Here is a 19,633-nt window from a genome sequence, read left to right as displayed (position 1 = left end):
GTCCCGTGCCTTTGTCCCGTGCCTTTGTCCCGTGCCTTTGTCCCGCGCCTCTGTCCCGCCGCTCTGCCTCCCCGCGCTGCCCCGTGGCTCCACCTCCTCGCTGCCATGCGCCGGTGGACAATTTCAACGGCGGCGGTCGTAGGAAATTCCGCAGCGGTCCCGCGCTCACCCGATTCAGCCAGCGTTGCGCCGCCCCCCTTCTTCACTCACCGTCGTCAGTCGCCGTCCTCAGTCACCGTGCCCGCTCGCCGCTCGGCCCGACGCGGGCGTGGCGACCAGCGCGGCGCCGCGGCGGCGCCGCGCCAGCCAGCGGCAGCGCGCACCGGCGCAGCGGGCGAACCACCGCACCCGCTAGTCGTTCTTCGACGGCGCGGGCTCCATCACAGGCTGCGTCAACGGCACGCCCTTCGCGCCCGCGTAGAACACCAACAGCTCAAGCGGCTCGCTGCCGCTGACGCCGCGATGCACGCCATCGACCATTTCCGGCAGCGCCGCGCCCGGACCCAGGGTCAGCGTCGCTCCATCGGCGCGGCGCTCGACGGTCAGGACGCCCTTCACGACATACGCCACGTTTGGCACCGGATGCGCATGCCACGGCAATGCGGTATGCGGAGGAATCCGGTATCGCAGCAGCGACAGTTGCGGCTGTCCGGCCGGATAGCGACGGTAGCGGCGCCTGTCCCAGGATTCGGTGGTCTGCAACAAGGTCTCGACCACCACCTGCGACGCGCCGACCGGTGCCTCGGCCGGTGCCTCGGCCGGTGCCTCGGTCGGAGTCTCGGCGGCAGCGACAGGCGTGATGCCGCCCAGGCAAGCCAGCGGCACACAGCTCAGCCACAGCAGGCCGGCGGCGCCAGCCCGCGCGACCGTCATGGATGGTTCGTCGTAGCGTTTTCTGCAAATCATCGGCGTACCCGCTTGAAAGTTCGGATGCCTACCTTATTGGACAGCATCGCGGCCGTCAGCAAATCCGGGCGCCGCTTGACCTTCTGGCACGAAGCGACGCGCACACCTCAGGCAGTGCGCAGCGGCACGCTGGTCCGACGGCGGCTGATTCGTTGCTGAGTGGTTGCTGATTGGTTGCTGATCCATTGCCGATCGATCAATGACGCGCGTTGATCCAGCGCCGAGGCGCGAGGCTCCCGAGCGGATCACCTCCATGCAATGCACACCGGGACTCGTTGCGACCGCGGTCGTCGTCGGCCGCCGCGACCGTGTGCGCCGCTGCGGCTACACACCCATGCGCTCACACGCCCAGATGCGGCGAGGCCCACATGTCGATAGGCCGATACGCCGATACGCCGATACGCCGATACGCCGATAGGCTCATGCGCTGAGACGCCGATGAGCCGCAAGGCAACCTGTCAGGGAATGGCTTTGATCGACGGCGCGCCGGCCAACAGGCCGCTTCCACTCGTTGCGCGCCGCCGCGACGCATCGAGCCACCGCGATCCGGGCCAGTTCGATGTCGTGGCGCCCAGTTCCGCGCCTTTCGTAAGCGGCCACGCGTGCCCACGCGGAGCGCCCGTTTCGGTCATGCCGGCGCGACCCGGACCAGGCCGCCCGGTAAGGGGGTGTTTCCACACCGGCAATCACGGCGATTTAGTCCTGTGCCTATTCACGCCCCGGAGTACAGCGACGCAATATGAATTTGGGCGAGTCATTCGACCGGCTGTTTTCGTGGCGACGCTCGCTTGCTTTCCAGTCCGCTACAGTCCGCTCCGCGGCGCGCCGTAGTCAGCATCTCAAACCTCAGCAGTCCGCAGGATTACGATGAATACAACAGCCTCGAACCCGTCGCGCGCGACCGTCGACGACGCGACGCAGCAACTCACGCATCTACTCGGCGACTTCCTGTTCAAAAGCGACGTGCCCGTGCTGACCCATTCGAAGACGGGCAACACGTGCTTTCTGACGACCAAGGAGTTCGAGTTGCTGCGCGCGCTCCTGACCGGTCCAAAGCGAAAACATGACATCATCGATCGCATCTGGACGCGACGCGGCGTCGTCGTGAGCGACGACAGCTACTACCAATTGGTCCGCCAACTGCGCAAGCGGCTCGAATGCGCGGGCTTCCAGCGGGAGGTGATCCGTACCATCCCCGGTTTCGGCCTGACCATCGGCGTACCGATCTATGCGCTCGACTCGACCGGGGCGCCCCCGGCTGCAGCGATCGACGGCGTCCGCGGTCCGGTCGCGCCAGGCGACGATCCGCCGACTGCCGAGCATGCGGCCTCCGGCGGCGCCAGAGCCGCCGTGCCTGCTCGCGCCGAAGCCCGGGTCGATGCACGGCCCGACGTCCGCTGACGACAACGCTGAACCCACGCAGGCCTGAGCACCCGCAAGCCAGTCGCGGCGTCGCTTGCATACGCTGACAGGTCTGGGCTCGGCCCAAACCTCGTTGGACCCGCCTCGCTCCCGGCACGGCCGGGCAGCACGCTATTCGCCCAGGCGCTGCACGGCGGCGACCAGCTCGTCGATTCGCGTCGCGAGCCGTGCCGCGGCGTCGGGCGCGAGCTTGCCCGCACGAAGATCCCGCTCCAGACGGCTCGCGAGCGTCGCGATGTCGTTCAGCGACAGCGTCAGGGCCGCGCCCTTCAGACGATGCACGTAATGCGCCATCAGCTCGGTATTGCGATCCCTGAAGGCGGCCAGTAGCGCCAACGCGTCCTGCCTGAGCACGGCCGCCACGTCGAGCACGACGTCCGCACTCGTTTCCGGCGTCAACGGCGCCACCGCAACTTCACACCACAATTCCAGCAATGCGGCAAGCTGGTGCAGGCGCACCGGCTTCTTCACGAAGCCGTCGATGCCCGCATCGAAGCAAACGCCCTGCTGGGCATGCGTCACGCCCGCGGACAATGCGATGATCGGCAGCCGCGGCGCGCCGGTTTCGGCCTCGAAACGACGTCTGGCCTTCGCCACCGCATCGCCCGCCATGTCCGGAAGGTTGTAGTCCAGCAGCACAAGGTCGAGCGCTTCCCGCTCCAACAGCGCGATGCCGGACGCGCCGTCCGGCGCCAGCAACACGCGGCAGCCCAGCGATCGCAACTGGCGGTCCAGCACATAGCGATTGACCTCCTGGTCCTCGACCACCAGCACGCGCGCTTCCTGGCGCGCGCTGCGCAGGTCGGGGCGCTCGGATAGCGGTTCGTGTGCCGCCGGCGCCGCATCGGCCAGCACCAGCGTGACCGGCAGGCGCACGTCGAAGCATGCGCCCGGTCCGTCGTGCTCGCTCAGCGTGATCGTGCCCCCCATCAGCGCCGCCAATTCCCTGCAGATCGCCAAGCCGAGTCCGGCGCCGCCCGCGGCCGCGTTCGAGCCCCGCACGAAAGGCTCGAAAATCCGTGCGCGTTCCTTCTCCGGGATGCCGATGCCGCTGTCGGTGACGCGGATCCACAATTCGCCGCGCGACGCGCGCTGCCGGCCGACAGTCAGCGTCACGCGCAGCGCGATACGTCCGTGCGACGTGAACTTGACCGCGTTGAACAGCAGGTTGCGCATGATCTGGCCGACGCGGCGCTGGTCGAGATACGGCACGACGTCGTCGGGTGCATCCACCGTTTCAACGAATGCCAGGCCTTTCGCCTGCGCCTTGAACTCGATCAGAACGGCAACTTCGCGAACGAACTCGCGCAGCGGCGTTGGCACCGGCGCAAGATCGGCCCGCCCCGCATCCAGCCGGGAAATGTCCAGCGCGTCGTCCAGCAGGCCCTGTAGCGCCTGCGCGGCCGAAATCGCGATCTGGGCGAGCCGCGCCTGTTCCGGATCGAGGCGCGCGTCGTCCAGCAGTTCGATGGAGGCGAGAATGCCATTCAGCGGCGAACGGATCTCATGGCTCATCACCGCGAGGAACATGGCCTTCTGCCGCTCGCTTTCCATCGCGGCGCGACGGTCGCGCCGCGCCCGCACGAAAAAGAAGATCAATACCGAGACGCAGAAGGCCAGCGTTGCGGCTTCCTCCGCATAGTAGGCCGCGAGCACGGACAGCGATGGCGCACCGTAGTCCTCCCGAGCCAGCACTTCGCGCGTGATCACGTCCGCCTCGCCGGCGCTGACGCCGCGCAACGCCTTGCGCACGATCGACTGCAGGATCGGCAGGTCGCGGCGCACGCCGATCGAGAGGTCGGAGGTCATCCCTGACAGCGCGCCGGACACCTTGAGGAAGCGGCCATAGCGCCGCCGCAGCAGCGGGCTGACCGCGATGTCGCTGTCGATTGCGGCATCCGCGCGCCCCGAGATCACCGCCTCCAGCGCATCTTCGGTATCGTCGGCGTCGACGATCTCGATCGACGGGTAACGCTTCGCAACCGCTGTCGCCTGCGCACCGTCGCGCTTCATCGCAACGCGCTTGCCGGCCAGATCGGCTGCTTCGACCATCATCGGCGCGTTGCCCTGCGTGACGATCACGGTCGAACTGACGAAGTAGGTGCCGACGAACGTGAGTTGCGATGCTACTTCCGCGCGCAACATGTGCTGATACTCGGCCGGCAGCATGTCGATCTCGTCGCGCCGCAACAGGTCTGCCGAGTGCCGCCATGCGCCGGGCGGCGCAAACGTGAAGCGCAAGCCTGTCTCGCGGGAGATCAGCCGCAGGTACTCGACGGCAAGCCCATGGTAGTAGCCGTTCTTCTCGTAGACGACCGGCTTGCACACCGGGTCCGCCGCGACGCGCACAACCGGATGGGCGGCGATCCATGCGCGTTCCTCAGGCGTGAACGACACGGCGTCGGCCGGGTATCCCGGCGCGGCCCAGGCGACGGAGAGCAAGCCCAGGAGCAGCCACGAAGACAGGCGGGCGGCCGGCGCGAACCACGACTTCATTGCGCCCTCGCGCAACGTCGGGGTGGCCGGGCAAGAAGCGGCCGGCCGGCGCCGCCGTCAACCGTCGCAGCTTGGCCACGCTGCGCGCCGCGCCGCCATGCTGCCACGGCAGATGCTCGCGCCGGTCTCGATGACCGGCGCACCTGCTGGCAGCGACGGCCGGCGGGCCAGCCAGGCGGATTCGATCGCCCCGCCCGTGTGCACTGCCAGAGCACCTGCAAGTGCTTCGACTGCTTCAATTTCCGTCCTGCTCCAACACCCCGTCGAGCCTGCCCAGGCCCCACACCTTGAAAAACTCGCGGTCGGAGCGGATGCCGAGTTTGCGGTAGGCAGACGCCTTTTGCGCACTGATGGTCTTTGGGCTGCGCCGGAATTTGGCCCCGATTTCCGACACCGTGAGGCCCTCGAAGAAGCAGCGCAATACTTCGACCTCGCGCGGCGTCAGACACTCCTGCAGCAACCGACGTTGCTCGACTGCCTCGCCCTCTCCGCGCCGCAGCACGGGACACGGGCCATTGACCCATGCGCACGTGTCGTCCGAGGCAGTGCAGGCGAGCGCCCCCGCTTGCGGCGCTTGCCGACCCGCGGCGTCGCCGTCGCCGGGCGCGCCCTCGACGCCGCTGGCCGGGGCCGGCACGCGGGTCGTGTCCGGCGCATTCCGCTTGCGGAGCATCACCGAGCGGACGCGTCGCACCAGTTCGGCCGGCGCCAGTTCCTTGCCAAGGAAGGCGTGCGCGCCGGCCCGCTCGGCCAGCATCGCGATCGAGCGATCGTTCAGCGCGGACAGCACGATCAGCTTGGTGGTCGGAAACCGGCTGCGCAGCGCCCGAATCAGCGTCACGCCATCGATCTCGTTCGGCCCGAGCGCGTAGTCTATCAGCAGGACATCCGCTGGGGTCGTACGCAGTCCTTCCAGCAGGCTGCGACTGTCGCCGTAACTGCCGACGACCTCGAAGCGCCCGTCCTCCTCGAAGCGCTTCGCCAGCCCGTAGCGGACGATTGCATGATCGTCCAGGAGTGCGATGCGGAAATGCTCAATGCCCGACGATAGGAATGCTTGACTCAAGTCGTTCTCTGCCTGTTGTCCACCTTGACGGAAAGTAGCAGGCGCTGCCGCGCGAACTCGTGCCCATGGTCGATCCCGTTGCACGACGCGACTCAGCGAGGCGCACGTCTGCGGTCCGTCACGCCGTCTCGTACAACTGACCACGTACCCTCGGCCGGACGACGCGGGCGAAATCGGACACGGTCATTGTAAGTCAGTATGCCCGACATCCCTTCTGGATTCGTCACAGTTGGCACTCAGGCACCGTGCATGCGGCACTTGGCGCGCGCTATTGACGCAGGCGCCGTCGCATCTCCGATCTGATCGCAGTCGAACACGCGCCACCTTTCCATCGAGAGGCGTTCGCCCGCACACCGCCTGCGCCCGGCGGTCGATATAACGTTTTGCAACATATTCTTCGGACACCTGCCGTCGTTCTTCGTCGATCCTGCAGGTCCTCGGCGCGACTTGGACGAAGTCCGACGCCGCGTCAGCGCGCCCGGGCGACCCGCCTGCACGGCCCGTGTGCATGACCCGTGTGCATGACCCGTGTGCACGACCCGTACGCATGATCCGTGTGGATGCCCCGTCTGCATGGCCCGTCTCCATGGCCCGTCTGCATGGCCCGTCTGCAAGATTAGTCGCCACGGAGGAGGCACTGACGCGTGCGGCCTTCGGGTTAGTCGTCGGGGCAGGCACCGCGCACGCGCCGCCACCGGCGGCATCGCGCTTCACCGCCACTTGTTGCAGCCTTGCGCGGCATCGGGCCGCCACGCGCTCGCGACCGCACGGCCAAGCCGCGCCCCCGTCGACCTGTGGTGCAGCCGTCGGAGGCCGGCGCCTCGCGCGAAGGCGTGCGGCCAAGCGATGTCGCCACGGCTACCGTGCGCCGTGGCATGCGCCTGCGGCGCTGCGCGCCGCCTCGCTGGCCGACCACTACGGCACCGCGGCCAGGCGGGCATGCAGAGGCCGGGGCGTTCATCCTGGCACGCCGCCGTGGCGCGACCCGGCCTTTTAAGAAAACGCCGAACCCTCGCATCCAGCCATGGGCCGCGTCATACAAGAAAGGAGACCAAGTGATGAATCCGAGCAGAAGGCAGGACTGTTCCGGCACACGTCCATCCCTGATCTGGGCCATGCCGCTGCCACGCAGACTGCGCTCTCGCGAGATCGGCATGCTTGCGCTGTCGACCCTGGGGGGCGCGCTGGAATTGTACGACTTCGTCGTCTTCGTGTTTCTCGCCAACGTGCTCAGCGAACACTTCTTTCCAGCCACGACGCCGATCTGGCTGCGTCACGCACAGACGCTCGGCATCTTTGCAGCCGGCTATCTGGCGCGGCCGGTCGGCGGCCTGATCGTCGCGCATTTCGGCGATCTGCTCGGGCGCAAGCGCATGTTCATGTTGAGCGTGTCGCTGATGGCCGGTCCCACGCTGGTGATCGGACTGCTGCCCACCTACGCCACGATCGGCGTGACCGCCCCGGTTCTGTTGCTGACCATGCGCCTGCTGCAAGGGGCCGCCGTCGGCGGCGAAGTGCCGGGAGCGTGGGTGTTCGTTGCCGAGCATCTGCCCGAGGACCGCATCGGCCTGGCATGCGGCGTCTTGATGAGCGGCCTGATGAGCGGTTTCCTGCTCAGCTCGGCGATCGTCACCGGGCTCGGTGCCTACCTGGGCGAGTCCGCGATGCTGGCTTACGGTTGGCGCATACCGTTCGTGATTGGCGGCGTGTTCGGCCTGGTGCTGGCCTACCTGCGCCGCTGGCTGCGTGAAACGCCGGTCTTCTGTCGGCTGCGCGACGAACGCGCGCTGTCCAGCGAAGCACCGCTGCGCACGCTGATGCGCGCGCAGCGCGCGACCGTGCTGCGCTGCATGGTACTGACCTGGTCGATCAGCGCCTGCGTGCTGGTCATCGTGCTGATGACGCCGACCTTCCTGACCGGTCGTTTCGGCGTGGACGCAGAGGACGCCCTTTGCATCAGCACCACGATGCTGGTCGCACTGGTCGTCGGCAGCGTCATCTTTGGGGGGCTGATCGATCGCTACGGCGCGCGCCGCACCGTCAGCCTTGGACTCGGGGCAGTCGCCCTATCCTATGCAACGTTGATGGAGACCGCGGCGCAAGGCGCAGACAAGGCAACGCTGCTGGCGCTCAGCGCCTGCGTCGGCCTGCTGGTCGGGGTGGCCGGCGCGATTCCATCGATCCTGGTTGCCGCCTTTCCGGCCGAGGTGCGCTTCACCGGCCTATCGTTCTGCTACAACGTCGCCTACGCGATCTCGGGTGCGGCGACGCCCTTGCTGATCGCCTGCGCGACGCCGTTCACGCCGCATGCGCCGATGCTGTACGTGTTGTTGGTTTGCGCCACCGTGATCGTCGTGCAGTGCTGCTCGAACGTCAGCGGCGGCGCGGAGCGCTGAGGCAGTGAGGGCGTGCTGCCGAGCGGCTGCTCAGACCGTCTCTGGCAGGATCACGCGCGAGCGGATGAAACCCGACTCGCCAGTGAGTCGCGCCAGCAGCGCCTCGGACGGCCGGCGGTCGAGGTCGGTCACCACATAGCCGAGTTCGCCGCGCGTCTGCAGATGCTGCGCACAGATGTTCGCGCCGTCTTCGGCCAGCGCGGTGTTCAGCCGTGCCAGCGCGCCGGGCGCGTTGCCATGCACGTTGAGCAGGCGCGCGGCACCGGTGATCGCGCCGGGGCTGATCTCCGGAAAGTTCACCGCGCCCGTGGTCGCGCCCGTCTTCAGAAAATTCAACAGTTTGGCTGCGACCTCGATGCCGATGTTCTGCTGCGCTTCCTGCGTGCTGCCGCCGATATGCGGCGTCAGAATGACATTCTTCGCGCCCCGCAGCGGGCTCTCGAACGGCTGGCTGTTGCTGCCGGGCTCGACCGGGAACACGTCGATCGCCGCGCCGCCGATCTGCCCGGCGTCGAGCGCCGCCTTCAGCGCATCGATGTCGACGACCTTGCCGCGCGACGCGTTGATCAGCATCGCGCCACGCTTGCAGTATGCCAACACTTCCGCCGTGATCATCCCGGTGGTGGCCGGCGTCGCAGGCACGTGCAGGGTGATCACGTCTGCCTCCCCGACCGCGTCGCGCAGGCTCGTCGCACCGCGCGCCACGCCCAGCGGCAACTTCGGCTGCACGTCGTAGTACACGACCCGCATGCCCAGCGCTTCCGCGAGCACACCGACCTGGGAACCGATGTTGCCGTAGCCGATGACCGCGATGGTCTTGCCCCGCGCTTCATACGCACCCGCCGCACCCTTCGCCCAGACACCGGCATGCGCCAGCGCGGTCTTCTCCGGGATCCGCCGCAACAGAAGCACCGCCTCGGCGATGACCAGTTCGGCCACCGAGCGGGTGTTGGAGAACGGCGCGTTGAACACCGGGATGCCGGCGCGGGCTCCGGCGTCCAGATCGACTTGCGAGGTGCCGATGCAGAAGCAGCCAAGGGCGAGCAGCGACTTTTGATGACTGAAGGCTTCCGCATCGACGTGCGTCGCGGAGCGGATACCCAGCAGCTGCGTGCGCGCGATCGCCTCGGCGAGCGCATCGCCTTCGAGCGCGGAAGGCTGGCGTTCCACGTCCAGACCGGCCTGGTTGAGCAGATCGTAAGCCGTCTGATGAATGCCTTCTAGGAGCAGTACGGGGGTCATTGCAGGCGCTAGGGTACGAATGATCGGAAAGATCAACTATGCCACGACGCCGGCGGCCGCGCTGGCCACAGGCCAATAGCCCGACCGCGAACAGGGCGTAGGAACACGCACGCGAGGTCATCTTGGGGGCGAGCAGTGGCCTGGACTGCCGGGCCTCGGCATGGACGCGGCTCGGGGCAGCCGCACGGGGCAGCGGCTCGGGCCGAGCCCGTCGACGCCGCTGCCGCAGCGCCTGCACGGCGCACCGGTGCGCCAGGCCCGCTTCGACCAACGACGAACCACGGCGGGCGGCTGGGGCGCTCCGGACAGCACGGCGATGCGACGGCCCGCTCAGTCGCGCGCGTCCACCACGCCGCCGTCGATCGTGCGCTGCAGGCGAACGACCGTGCGCGAGCTGGTCAGGCCCATCAGACGGCTGACGTTCTGATGATCGTCGCCAGCCAGCAGACGCCGCCTGCCCCATGTGTTGCGCAGCACGCGCGGGCTCATGTCCGGCGCGCTGAAGCCAACGTCGAGCAATGCCTGACGAACGATCCGGCACAGCGCTGCGGCCGACACGTCAGGGCCGCGGTCGCCCGGGAACAGCAATGCGTTGGGCGGATCGTCGCGCAGCCGGCGCGCGCGCCAGTCGGTCAGCAACGGGATGGCGAAGGCTTCCAGCGCGACGGTGCGCGCCGGCCTCGGCCCGTGCTCGCCAACGTGCAGGTAGGGCGGCCGCCCGTCGGTGCGCAGGTCTTCGGTGCGGGCGGTTCGGAACTCGATGGCTGTCACACCGGTCGCGAGCAACATCGCGACGATGGCCTTGTCGCGACGTGCCGCCGCATCGTCGCCGGGATCGGCTTGCGCCCATTGCTGCAGCCGCAGGTCCGCGTCGGGCGGCATGTACAGCGGCACCGGCTCGGTGGTCGGCCAGTGCGCGTCGGCCAGCAGCTCGGCCACCGGATGTTCACGGCGAACCTGGTCGGCAATCAGTTGCCGGCTCAGGCGGTCGAGCAATTTCAGGTAACGAAGCCGCGTCGTGGTGCCCGGCAGGAATCGCTGCTCCGACTCCGCAAAGAACGCTTCGACATGCGTGGCGTCGAAGCTGGCAAGGTTGACGCCGCGCCCGATCAGGAAGCGCAGGAAGCGCCGAAACATCGCGCGGTGCTGAACGATCGAGCGCGCGGAGAAAAGGCGGCGGTCGGCGCCGACGGCTTCACGCTCCTGCCAATCGGCGTAGGCGTTCTCCGGATCATGCAACCAGCGTGAGGAAGCGGCATTCATGCGGCGCGTCAGGGGTCGAGCGAAATGGGACGAAAAGAGACGGATGGGACGAAAAGAGACGGATGGGACGAAAAGAGACGAAATGGAACGAAACGGAAACAGAAGGAGCGAACAGCGGCGATGTCGAACGCGCCGGCGGGACCTGAAGCAGCGCAAGCGGCGCGGCTCGCTCGATCCATCCGATTCTACGCGAGTCTGCGCCACTTGGAGGCGCCGGCACGCCCCGCGGGCGGGCACCGATGCTACCATCCCGCAGCGCACCGTCGCGCAGCCTTCGCCGATCGCCGCTTCCCTCGTCCGCTGTCGGTCCAACCGCGCTCGAACCCATCGTCATGTCGCATCCATCGCAATCCGCCGGCGGCAGCCGCGTCATCCGCGTCCTGCTCCGCCTGTTCCCGCTGTGGGCGCTGGCCGTCGCGGCGCTCGCCTGTGTCACGCCCACCGCCTTCACCTGGCCTTCGGCGCACCTGGCCGGCCTGCTCGGCTTGGTCATGTTCGGCATGGGGCTCACCTTGACGCCAGCCGACTTCGCGCGTGTGCTGGCCAGGCCGGCTCCGATACTGGCCGGCGTCGCACTGCACTATCTCGTAATGCCGGCAGCCGCATGGCTGGTGGCGCATCTGCTGCACATGCCCGCCGAACTGACGGCGGGCATGGTGCTGGTCGGCAGTGTCGCCAGCGGCACCGCTTCGAATGTGATCATCTTCCTGGCACGCGGCGACGTGGCGCTGTCCGTCACGATCAGCGCGCTGTCGACGCTCGTTGGCGTGGTGGCCACCCCGCTGTTGACGCGCCTCTACGTCGACGCGTCGATCGCCGTCGATGTTGCAGGCATGCTCATCAGCCTGGTACAGATCGTCCTCGCGCCGGTGATCGGTGGCGTGGTCGTGCACACGCTGCTTGGCGAACGTTTGAACCGGGTGGTCGACGTGCTGCCGCTGGTCTCCGTGCTCGCCATCCTACTGTTGATCGGCGCCGTGGTCGCGGGCAGTCGCGACAGCCTGTTGGCCGCCGGTCCGCTCGCCTTGGTCGGCGTCATCATGCACAACAGCCTGGGCCTGGCCGGCGGCTATTGGTCCGCGCGGCTGCTGCGCTTCGACGAGGCAACCTGCCGCACGATTGCGATCGAAGTCGGCATGCAGAATTCCGGGCTCGCCGCGGCGCTCGGCAAGCTGTACTTCGGACCGCTTGCCGCGCTACCCGGCGCGATTTTCTCCGTGTGGCACAACCTGAGCGGGTCGCTGCTGGCGTCGCGCTGGGCCGCGCGCCCGCCGCGTAATAACGCGCTTGCCGCGCGGCGCTGAATCCCGGCTGGCGAACGGCTAATGGTTGATGGCAAGTGGCTGATGGTAAGTGGTTGATGCGTAGTGGTTGATGCGTAGTGGTTGATGCGTAGCGGTTGATGCGTAGCGGTTGATGCGTAGCGGTTGATGCGTAGCGGTTGATGGCTAGCGGTCGGAGGTGGGCGGGCACGGGCCCGCGTCGCGGAGTGCCGATGGCGCCCGACTTCCGTGGCGCGTGTCAACGGGCCAGCTGCGTCTTCATCATCTCGGTCAGGCTGGCCAGCGCGTTACTCAGCACGCGCACCAGATTATCGAAGTTGCCGACGGCCCGCGAAAACCCTTCGGCTGCACGTTGCGCATTCATCTGCAACAGATCCCGATAATTCGTGAAGCCGGTGTACCACGCCTGGTATTCAACCATCGACTTCGTGCCGCCGGCAGGCAGCGACTTGCGTATCTTCTCGACCAGATCAGTGCTGATGCGAATCCCGTCGTTGTCCACTTTCGCCAGGTCGCCGAGCTCCGCCTGCCAGGTCGCCTTTTCCGCGCCGGTCAGCTTGAGCGGCACGAAAAAGTCGCCCGCAGGCGACGCAATGTCCTTGAAGAGGTCGTCCAGTCCTGGCGGAAACGTGACGGTCGATTTGTCGTCGCCCTCCTTAAATGTCAGCTTTCTGCGCACCTCGTCCATCGCGGAAGTCAATCGCGCGAGCAGGAGCATCACCTTGCGCGCGACCTCACCATAGGGACCGACCGCTTTCTGCTGAGCGTCGGCGATCACCTGCGACAGGTCGTTGGCCGGCTCCCACGGCGTCGGCTCGTCGCTCTGGCCCAGCGTGCGCGGATCGATGTTCGCGGCCGCCACCCGGCTCGCATCGATCGCGGCGCTCAGCGCGCTCGCGCGATGCCGCACGGATACCTCGTGCCGGACAATCGAACCCGTGCCCCCCGCCAGCGGCGCGTCCGTGAACAGATCGAGCGAGCGACGCAGTGCTGCATTCGCCAACGTCAGGGCGCTGTCGCTCGCGCGGTTGCTCTCACCTTCGCGCTCGGCCGAGACCGCGGGCAGCGCCACGCCAAGCTGGGCCGCCAAGCGCGTCAGCGCCTGCATCGCGGCATCGGCATGGGCTTGCATCGGCGTACCGACGTCCGCAAGCAAAGGCGCCGGGCTGTCGCCATTGCCGACGCTGCCGACGAGCGGCGCGACGATGTCGGGTACTACAGCAGTGGACGTGGCTGCCAGCAACGCTTCGTTTGCGGCCACGCCACCGGTCGGACGTTCGACGCCCGGCTGCACTGTGTATCGATATGACATTGAGTTGCCTCCAATGCAACGCGCCGGCACTGCGGCGCTGGGTCTCCAAGATGGCGAGCTGGTCCGGGTTGCTTCCCGGCGGCATGTGGACGGACATGCGAACGGCACGCATGCGGTCATGCGAACCGCACGCGTGCGCCATGGGCGTTGCCAGCGCCGCGCAGCGCAGCGCCCGTCAAGCGTCGCGACAGCCGACCGCATTTCGGCCCCCCAGGACGAGGCGCCATGAGAAGCCCGCAGTCGTGCCGCGCTAGGTGAATCGTGCGCCGCGGTGGTCAGACCCGCATGTTCGCGGCGAGAGCGGCATTCGTCTGCAGGCGAGCCGACAGGTACTGCATCATCGTATCCAGCCAGCGTTGGATGTCGCCCAGGTTGCGCGACATCGTGTCGTTCTCGACATTGGTGAGGTTCATCGCGACAGTCCCTTCGCTTTGCGCAACGACTTTCTCCCCTTCGAGCGTCGCCGCGCCCGTCCTGCCGCCGTTTTGCGCGGTGCCTGAGATGGCCTCGCCGGTCGCTTTCCACATGTCTGCCCTGCCCAACTGCTTCTGCAGTATCGGGTCCGCCCGACCGAGATCCGACGGACGCTTGTAAGCGCCGCTGCGGATCGAACCGCTGCGCCATACGCCGCCGATCAGCGCCAGTCCGCCTGCCAGGCCGCCGCCAAGCTGCGCGTAGCCCGCGCTGGCCGCCTTGCTGGCCTGGACGTCCGCCGCGTGGCGCTGCGCCGCAAGACCATGCGCAACGTACTCGTGATTGACACGGCGCGCCTGCGCGGCGAGGCTAGCCATCAGGATGGCAAGCTCTGCCATCGCACGGTCGCCGAGCACGCCATGAAAACAGCGGCCGCCATCGGCGCTGCCCGCGCCTTGCTGCGCTCGCGACGCTGCCGGCTCGCGCAGTCGCGGCCGTGCCGATGCCGTCGCGCGCGCCGCCACGGCATCGTCATCGGGTGCAAGCGCGGCACGCGCCGCGCCTGCCGTTGCGCTCCCCGTGTGCACGGCGACGTCCCGCTGCCGCGCCCCGCCGGACGCGGCTTGCGTCGGCGCCGCATCGGCGTCGCTGCCGGGCGCACGACCTGCGCCAGCCATCTCACTCATCAGCCAGACAGCGCGGCGCGCCGCTGCGTCGACTGCACTGTGGTTTACATTGCTCAACATCCTCGGCTCCTGTTCACACCCTCAAACGCGCGCAAAGTTTCGCGCAATGGCCTGCTTGGCCGCCGTGTCGTTCGCCAGCATGTCACTGAGCAGGCGGGCCAGACTGTCGGCCAGCGCGGCACGCCGCCCGACATCGTTGGCGGTCTGCCGGATGAATGCGCCGTGTTCGACAAGTTCATAGCGCGACCGGATCATCGCGCTCTCGCTCTCCCCGACACGCGCCTCCACGCACCCGGTACCGATGCTCATTGCGCCGGACGTCGCTGCGCCTAGCGTCTCCGCGCGAATCTGCCAGCGTGCAACACTGCGTTGGAACGTGGCCACCTCATTCACCGTGGCCGGCAGCAGACGCGTCTGCGCCCGCGCGAACGCGTCCGCGACCGGGCGCATGCAGGTCCGCAATTGCGCCAGCACCGGGCGTAGGCCGGCTTTGCCGACCGCTGCCTGCAGTCCGCGCAGCAACGGCCGCCCGAGCCGCATCAGCGTTTGCGAGACGAGCTTGCTGCCGGCGCCACGCATCACGCCGTAGGCAATGGCCGCAACGGTCGCAATCGCCGCCAGGCAAGCGGTCAGTTGCCCGATCGCCTGGGCCGCGGCCGTGCTCATGCCATGCTTCTCGCATTCGAGCGCAATGGCCTTTGCCGCTTGCTGGACCCACTTGCCGATCTGCCGCATCACGGGCGCGAACGCCTCGGCAAGGAACGACTTGCCCGTCACGGCCTCGTGGATCGTGTCGGCCGCCGTCAGCGCAAGACCGGCGGTGGCGACCACCAGCGACGCGCCACCCGTGAACAACGCGCCGATGAAGCCGAAGATCGCCATGCCGATGCCGACGATCTTCGACACCGTTCCCATCGTGCGCTCCGCAACGCGCGCCTTTTCGAGTTCCCGCGCATAGTCCTCGGCCTGCCGACGCGCGCGCAACACGCGCGACTCCTGCACCGCCTTGATGGTCCGTTCGTGAGCCTGCTCATCCCCCACCGCGGCGTCACGCAGCAGCGTGCTCAACTGCGCCATCAGCAACACCAAATCGGCGGCGTGCGACTCGCTCGCGTCGAGCAGAAAGCGGTCGGGCGCCACCATGGCAGCCGCCGCTTGCGCAATACTTTCCCGGTAGCCCAGCACCGCGCGATTGACCGCGGCCACCGCGTCCAGCAAGGCCCGATGCAGCGAGGCTTGCTCACCGCTGCGCGCGGCTACGGCACCCGCGCCCGCCTCCCGGATGGCGGCGAGCGAGCGCATGGCCGCATCGCGCACCGCATCGACGCAGGCCTCGGCTTCACGCGCCCGTGCGCCGATGGCAGCGGTCAGCGCATGATGCGCGTCGAGGCGTTGCAGGCATACCGCGCCGTCGGCCTCCTCGCCGCGAGCCAGCGCGTGTAACACACTGGCCGGAGCGAGGCGATCGGACGCGCCGCACGCTCGCGCGCCTCCCGTGCGTGGCGCCCGCAACTGGGGCATCGCCAGTGCAGCGCCGGCAACGGCGCGCGGCGCGCTTGCCGCCCCTTCACATGGCGGGCACTCGCCTTCGGACAGCGCTGCGCCGCGCAACGCAGCCACGACCTTCGCCCGCGTCGAGCGCGCCTCCTCGTCCGCAACGATCGTTCCGCCCTCACCCGAGGCGGCCAGCAGCGCACTCATCGCGCCCGGCAATGCGTCGCCCACCGAGCCCCATGGCGCGAAGCGCCACGCGGCAGCGCCTGCCGCCGAGCCAGCCATTCCTGCACTTGTCGTCATCGTGTCTCTCCCCTTTCCGTTCAGGCGGATCGCGCCACCACGCGCGCCGCCCCCATCGCTGCCTTGGCCAAGCCCCACGTATCGCTGTTGGATGCGCGCGCGCCGCTGCCACGCGCGTTTGCCGCGAGGGGCAGCGCGGTCGCGGGCAACGTGGCGGCGACCGTTTCCCCGCACGCGCCGCCGGCGGCGCTTACGTCATGCGCAGGGCTGTCGGCGCGCGCGGCGCCGCCGGGCGCCCAGCCGGGCGGCGCGGCGGTGTCCGGCATCTGGCTAGCGTGGTCGCGCGGCGTGGTAAGCAAGGCGCCTTCAGCGCCCGTCGCAGCGGGGTCGGACGACGCAGGCGAAGACGGCTCAGCGCCGGCAGCAACTGCCGGCAGATGAGCGAGGTAGTGCCGCGCCAAGGTCACGACGTCGTGGTGAGTGCTGGCGGCCACCACTGACTCGAAACACCGGCGAGCACGACCGACGCGTCCCATCGACAGGTAACACTGGCCGGCATGCAGCATCGCCCGATAGTCGTCGCGCGACTGCGCGAACGCGATGCCGTAGAACTCCACCGCCTTTGCATACTCCTGACGCGCTTGATAGACCGCTGCGAGCCCGAACGGGTAATCCGGATTGGCGAAGTCATACATCAGCAGGAAACGGAAGAAGGTCTCGGCTTCGCTCAGCTTCCGTTCCTGGTAGAAGCGGTAAGCGAACGCATAGAGCTCCTCCATCGTCTCGTCGGACAGGCCGCTCATCGCCCGCCGCGCCGCGTCGCCGCCTAGCGAAGCGATCAGCGCGGCACGCGCCTCGTGTTCCGTTTCGCCGGGTGGCGGCTTGGCGTCTGAAGGTTGGTTCATCTCGGCTCCTGAGACAGCCGCCGACGCACGCGCGCAACATACGGCGGGTGGCGGGCATGAGGGACACTCGCTGACAGCGCGAGGGCGACCGTTTCATGCTATCGAGCGCGGTCTCGAAAAGCTGTCACGTTCCGCCCGACACCAGCCTTCTCGTGGCGAGTGGCGTTCATCAACTTGCGGCGAGCGCGGGGCGAGTGCGCGGCGCATATCGATTACCGGCATGCGCTCGCCGCGCCACCTCAGGCGGACGTGCCGCGCTGCGCGGCGCCGTCGCGCACGCCGGCCGCTGGATCGCCGTCGTACGGCGCCGAACGAACGTCGTCAGCTCCGCTCGCTCCGGAGCCGGGATCGTTGGCCGCGAGCTCGACCTCGCGAAGCCAGATCAACACGCGCAATACCGCTTCGAGTTGGTCTGGGTGCACCAGCGAGTAACGCGTCGCCGTGCGATAGACGCGTCGAGCGAGCGGCGGGTCACGCACCACTGGCACGCCGACCGACTCGGCGTAGGCGATGACCGCCAACGCACGCGCATTGCGCTCCCGTACCGACACCATCGGCCAGAACAGCAGTGTTTCATCCACGTACAGGCCGACCGCGAAGTGCGTCGGATTGGCGAGCACCACGTCGGACTCGCGCACACTGGCCTTGGTCTCGTCGTCCAGCAACTCCGCGCGCAGATCGCGCCGACGGTATTTGACGTGTGGATCGCCTTCGTCGCGCTTGATCTCCTGTTTGACCTCGTGCTTGTCCATGCGCATCTGACGATGGAACAGCAGGTGATCGATCGCGGCGTCCAGTACGAGCAGCGGTAGCATCGCTGCAAGCAACAGCAACACCAGATCCTGCGTCAATCCTGCCCAGGAGGAGAGATCGAGCGCCGACGACGGCAGCGCGAACAGGCGTCGGCCGGCAAGGCGTACAAAGGCGGTGGTGGCACAGCCGAACGACAGCATCACGATGACCGCCTTCAGCGCATCCTTCAGCGTGCGGACTCGGAACAGGCGCTTGAAGCCCCGGGCCGGATGCAGCGCGGCAAGGTCGGGACGCATGGCCTCGACCGCCAGTCGCAAGCGCGTCTGTGCAAGCGTCGCGACCGCCCCCACGACGAAGCAGATCAGCAGCAACGGCGCGCTACAACGCAGCCACAACGACATGGCGTCTTCCAGCGCCGGGCGCAGTCCGGCGGCCGACCCGGGCGCCGCAAGCGCCGCGGTGCCGAACGCGAGCGCGAGCGCCGCGCGCACCCCGTCGCGCAGGACACCGATACCGACCGCCGGGAGCGCCAATGCCGCCGCACCGAGCACGCACGTGGTAACGAAGTCGCGACTGACGAACATCTGCCCCTTGCGGGCAGCACGCGCCAACTTCTGCGGCGTCGCCTTCTCGGTCTTCTCAGCCATCGCCGCTCCCGGCAGGCGGTTGCGCGGCAACACACGAGGTCCGCATGTTCATTGCGCTGACATGAGCGCCGTGCCGGTGCGCAACCATAGCGTCCACAGCCCAGGGCCCACGGTATCGCCGAGATACAGCAGCAGCACAGCAAAGGCCAGCAGGCTCTTGATCGAGAGCGACAGCGAAAACGCGTTCACCTGCGCGCAATACCGGCTGTAGATGCCGAGAATCGCGTCGCCAAGCAACATCACGAGCATGGCCGGCGCAGCAAGACGCATGCCCTCGGCGAGTAGCGTGCTCAACAAGCCAAGCACCGTACCGACCGAACCGAGGCCGCCGATCGGCCAGGCATCGTAGCTGCGCTGCAGCGCGCGTACCACCGTGTGCAAACCATCACCAGCGAAGAAAATCGCCGAAAACAACATGCCGAGAAACGACGCGAGCGTCGACGATTCGTGCCCGCTGGCCGGGTCGATCGACTCCGCCAAGGTCGCCCCGCGCTGATTGTCCAGCAATTCGCCGACCGCCTGCGCCACCCAGAACGGCAGGCAGAGCGGCAGTGACAGCAGCAAGCCAATGGCAGCCTCCCGTCCCAGTGAAAAAGCGAGAGTCGGCAGGTCCGGGAGTGCCGTATCGCCGCTTACCCCAAGACCGACAGCGGTCCAGACGACCAGCGTGGCCCGCACGGTCACGCCAGGCAGAATACGCTCGCCCAGGCACGGAAGCAGCATGAACACGGGTAAGGTGCGGGCGCCGGCGTAGCTGAATGCGACCGCCTGCGCGAAGAACATGTCGATCAGCGTCAGCATCGGCAAGCGTCGCGCGCGGGAGCTTTACCGACGCTCGGCATCAGCGCAGCGCCAGCGCGAACATCTCGTTCGCGAAGGCGAGCATGCGCGCCGACAGCCAGTCGGCGGAAAAGAGCAATACGCCGATCACGGCGATCACTTTCAAACCGAACGGGAGCGACGCTTCCTGCAGTTGCGTAATGGTCTGGACGATGCCGACCAGCAGACCGACCAGCGTCGCCACGCCGACCGGCAGCGCGGCGAGCAGCAACGCGATCAGCAACGCCTTGTTGCTGCCGTAGATGAGTTCTTCCATTGCACCGCG

General features: G+C 67.9%; 15 protein-coding genes. 3 read left to right on the top strand and 12 right to left on the bottom strand.

Annotation, left to right across the window (positions count from 1 at the left end):
• Window positions 1–351: 351 nt before the first annotated feature.
• Entirely contained in the window at window positions 352–906 is a 555-nt protein-coding gene (locus BLU54_RS01210; RefSeq protein WP_211435278.1) for a cupin domain-containing protein, read from the bottom strand.
• 867 nt (window positions 907–1,773) lie between these two features.
• Here BLU54_RS01210 and BLU54_RS01205 point away from each other — a divergent pair.
• Window positions 1,774–2,307 (top strand): winged helix-turn-helix domain-containing protein, encoded by a 534-nt coding sequence (locus BLU54_RS01205; RefSeq protein ID WP_091903746.1) that lies wholly within the window; start codon window positions 1,774–1,776, stop codon window positions 2,305–2,307.
• Between the two features lie 132 nt (window positions 2,308–2,439).
• On the opposite strand, the gene BLU54_RS01200 is transcribed toward BLU54_RS01205, so the two are convergent.
• The gene (locus tag BLU54_RS01200; RefSeq protein ID WP_091903744.1) at window positions 2,440–4,824 is read right to left on the bottom strand and encodes an ATP-binding protein; all 2,385 of its coding nucleotides are present in this window, start codon (window positions 4,822–4,824) and stop codon (window positions 2,440–2,442) included.
• A 235-nt stretch (window positions 4,825–5,059) separates the two neighbouring features.
• Window positions 5,060–5,890: a response regulator transcription factor gene (locus tag BLU54_RS01195; RefSeq protein ID WP_235837734.1), complete on the bottom strand. Its 831-nt coding sequence runs from the start codon at window positions 5,888–5,890 to the stop codon at window positions 5,060–5,062.
• Between the two features lie 1,058 nt (window positions 5,891–6,948).
• Here BLU54_RS01195 and BLU54_RS01190 point away from each other — a divergent pair.
• Window positions 6,949–8,286 carry an MFS transporter gene (locus BLU54_RS01190; RefSeq protein WP_170844971.1) on the top strand — a complete coding sequence of 446 codons (1,338 nt, stop codon included), beginning with the start codon at window positions 6,949–6,951 and terminating at the stop codon, window positions 8,284–8,286.
• 30 nt (window positions 8,287–8,316) lie between these two features.
• Here the strand turns inward: BLU54_RS01190 and serA are convergent, their stop codons facing one another.
• Both serA and BLU54_RS01180 read right to left on the bottom strand, forming a co-directional pair.
• The gene (serA, locus tag BLU54_RS01185) at window positions 8,317–9,528 is read right to left on the bottom strand and encodes a phosphoglycerate dehydrogenase (RefSeq protein WP_091903740.1); all 1,212 of its coding nucleotides are present in this window, start codon (window positions 9,526–9,528) and stop codon (window positions 8,317–8,319) included.
• A 330-nt stretch (window positions 9,529–9,858) separates the two neighbouring features.
• Window positions 9,859–10,791 carry a tyrosine-type recombinase/integrase gene (locus BLU54_RS01180; RefSeq protein ID WP_091903738.1) on the bottom strand — a complete coding sequence of 311 codons (933 nt, stop codon included), beginning with the start codon at window positions 10,789–10,791 and terminating at the stop codon, window positions 9,859–9,861.
• A gap of 332 nt (window positions 10,792–11,123) precedes the next feature.
• Between BLU54_RS01180 and panS the strand changes: the two genes are divergently transcribed.
• Window positions 11,124–12,095 (top strand): ketopantoate/pantoate/pantothenate transporter PanS, encoded by a 972-nt coding sequence (panS, locus tag BLU54_RS01175; protein ID WP_091903736.1) that lies wholly within the window; start codon window positions 11,124–11,126, stop codon window positions 12,093–12,095.
• Between the two features lie 217 nt (window positions 12,096–12,312).
• Here panS and BLU54_RS23555 read toward each other — a convergent pair whose 3' ends face one another.
• The 7 genes from BLU54_RS23555 to sctS all read right to left on the bottom strand — a co-directional run bounded on the left by BLU54_RS23555 (window position 12,313) and on the right by sctS (window position 19,624).
• Entirely contained in the window at window positions 12,313–13,386 is a 1,074-nt protein-coding gene (locus tag BLU54_RS23555; RefSeq protein ID WP_170844970.1) for an IpaD/SipD/SspD family type III secretion system needle tip protein, read from the bottom strand.
• A gap of 275 nt (window positions 13,387–13,661) precedes the next feature.
• On the bottom strand, window positions 13,662–14,546 hold the full coding sequence (locus BLU54_RS23550; RefSeq protein ID WP_170844969.1) for a hypothetical protein: 885 nt from the start codon (window positions 14,544–14,546) through the stop codon (window positions 13,662–13,664).
• Between the two features lie 21 nt (window positions 14,547–14,567).
• Window positions 14,568–16,283: a type III secretion system translocon subunit SseC family protein gene (sctE, locus tag BLU54_RS01155; protein ID WP_091903728.1), complete on the bottom strand. Its 1,716-nt coding sequence runs from the start codon at window positions 16,281–16,283 to the stop codon at window positions 14,568–14,570.
• Between the two features lie 20 nt (window positions 16,284–16,303).
• On the bottom strand, window positions 16,304–17,128 hold the full coding sequence (locus tag BLU54_RS01150) for a SycD/LcrH family type III secretion system chaperone (protein WP_091903726.1): 825 nt from the start codon (window positions 17,126–17,128) through the stop codon (window positions 16,304–16,306).
• 239 nt (window positions 17,129–17,367) lie between these two features.
• Window positions 17,368–18,528, bottom strand: a complete 1,161-nt coding sequence (locus BLU54_RS01145) for an EscU/YscU/HrcU family type III secretion system export apparatus switch protein (RefSeq protein WP_091903723.1) — start codon at window positions 18,526–18,528, stop codon at window positions 17,368–17,370.
• 48 nt (window positions 18,529–18,576) lie between these two features.
• On the bottom strand, window positions 18,577–19,329 hold the full coding sequence (gene sctT, locus BLU54_RS01140) for a type III secretion system export apparatus subunit SctT (RefSeq protein ID WP_091903721.1): 753 nt from the start codon (window positions 19,327–19,329) through the stop codon (window positions 18,577–18,579).
• A gap of 40 nt (window positions 19,330–19,369) precedes the next feature.
• Entirely contained in the window at window positions 19,370–19,624 is a 255-nt protein-coding gene (gene sctS, locus BLU54_RS01135; protein ID WP_091903719.1) for a type III secretion system export apparatus subunit SctS, read from the bottom strand.
• Window positions 19,625–19,633 lie beyond the last annotated feature (9 nt).

This window comes from Chitinasiproducens palmae, from assembly GCF_900095735.1.
In the GTDB taxonomy this organism is placed as follows: domain Bacteria; phylum Pseudomonadota; class Gammaproteobacteria; order Burkholderiales; family Burkholderiaceae; genus Chitinasiproducens; species Chitinasiproducens palmae.
This window is presented reverse-complemented; position numbering and strand designations above follow the sequence as displayed.

What these genes read in the sequence shown, in the direction of transcription:
- BLU54_RS01210 (WP_211435278.1), bottom strand. Translation starts at nt 906, where the DNA reads ATGATTTGCAGAAAACGCTACGACGAACCATCCATGACGGTCGCGCGG.
- BLU54_RS01205 (WP_091903746.1), top strand. Translation starts at nt 1,774, where the DNA reads ATGAATACAACAGCCTCGAACCCGTCGCGCGCGACCGTCGACGACGCG.
- BLU54_RS01200 (WP_091903744.1), bottom strand. Translation starts at nt 4,824, where the DNA reads ATGAAGTCGTGGTTCGCGCCGGCCGCCCGCCTGTCTTCGTGGCTGCTC.
- BLU54_RS01190 (WP_170844971.1), top strand. Translation starts at nt 6,949, where the DNA reads ATGAATCCGAGCAGAAGGCAGGACTGTTCCGGCACACGTCCATCCCTG.
- serA (WP_091903740.1), bottom strand. Translation starts at nt 9,528, where the DNA reads ATGACCCCCGTACTGCTCCTAGAAGGCATTCATCAGACGGCTTACGAT.
- BLU54_RS01180 (WP_091903738.1), bottom strand. Translation starts at nt 10,791, where the DNA reads ATGAATGCCGCTTCCTCACGCTGGTTGCATGATCCGGAGAACGCCTAC.
- panS (WP_091903736.1), top strand. Translation starts at nt 11,124, where the DNA reads ATGTCGCATCCATCGCAATCCGCCGGCGGCAGCCGCGTCATCCGCGTC.
- BLU54_RS23555 (WP_170844970.1), bottom strand. Translation starts at nt 13,386, where the DNA reads ATGTCATATCGATACACAGTGCAGCCGGGCGTCGAACGTCCGACCGGT.
- BLU54_RS23550 (WP_170844969.1), bottom strand. Translation starts at nt 14,546, where the DNA reads ATGTTGAGCAATGTAAACCACAGTGCAGTCGACGCAGCGGCGCGCCGC.
- sctE (WP_091903728.1), bottom strand. Translation starts at nt 16,283, where the DNA reads ATGACGACAAGTGCAGGAATGGCTGGCTCGGCGGCAGGCGCTGCCGCG.
- BLU54_RS01150 (WP_091903726.1), bottom strand. Translation starts at nt 17,128, where the DNA reads ATGAACCAACCTTCAGACGCCAAGCCGCCACCCGGCGAAACGGAACAC.
- BLU54_RS01145 (WP_091903723.1), bottom strand. Translation starts at nt 18,528, where the DNA reads ATGGCTGAGAAGACCGAGAAGGCGACGCCGCAGAAGTTGGCGCGTGCT.
- sctT (WP_091903721.1), bottom strand. Translation starts at nt 19,329, where the DNA reads ATGCTGACGCTGATCGACATGTTCTTCGCGCAGGCGGTCGCATTCAGC.
- sctS (WP_091903719.1), bottom strand. Translation starts at nt 19,624, where the DNA reads ATGGAAGAACTCATCTACGGCAGCAACAAGGCGTTGCTGATCGCGTTG.